This is a genomic window from Streptomyces sp. NRRL S-495 (genome assembly GCF_000966955.1).
GTDB classification, from domain to species: Bacteria; Actinomycetota; Actinomycetes; order Streptomycetales; family Streptomycetaceae; genus Kitasatospora; species Kitasatospora purpeofusca.
Genome location: NZ_JZWY01000123.1, coordinates 1 through 476 on the forward strand (window position 1 = coordinate 1; position 476 = coordinate 476).

Here is a 476-nt window from a genome sequence, read left to right on the forward strand (position 1 = left end):
TTCGGAGTCGCCTCGGCGGGCATCGGCCTCGCCCCCGGGATCGGCTGGGTGATCGGCCTGCGCGTCCTCCAGGGCGTGGCGGGCGCGCTGCTCCAACCCGCCACCCTGGGGCTGCTGCGGGCCGTCTACCCCGCCGACCTGCTCGCCCGGCCGATCGCCTGGCGCACCAGCGCGATCGGGCTCTCGGCCGCCGCCGGTCCCCTGGTCGGCGGTGCCCTGACCGCCCAACTGGGCTGGCGGTCGGTCTTCTTCCTGACGATCGTCCCCGCCGTCGTTGCCGGCGTCTCGGCGCTGCTGGTCCGGCTGCCCCCGTCGGCCGAGGGGACCGCTGCCGAGGCGGCCACCGCTGCGGACACCGCCGCCGCGCCGGCGCCGGGTGCCGGGCTGGACCTGCCGGGTGCCGGGCTGCTGGGCGGCGCGCTGGCCGCGCTGGTGTTCACTCTGGCCGAGGTACCCGAGCACGGCCTGTCCCCGAC

At 78.2% G+C, this 476-nt stretch carries 1 protein-coding gene; it reads left to right on the forward strand.

From position 1 onward, the window contains the following. Positions 1–476: MFS transporter (locus VR45_RS09145; protein WP_045939174.1), on the forward strand; the 476-nt coding region annotated here is incomplete at both ends.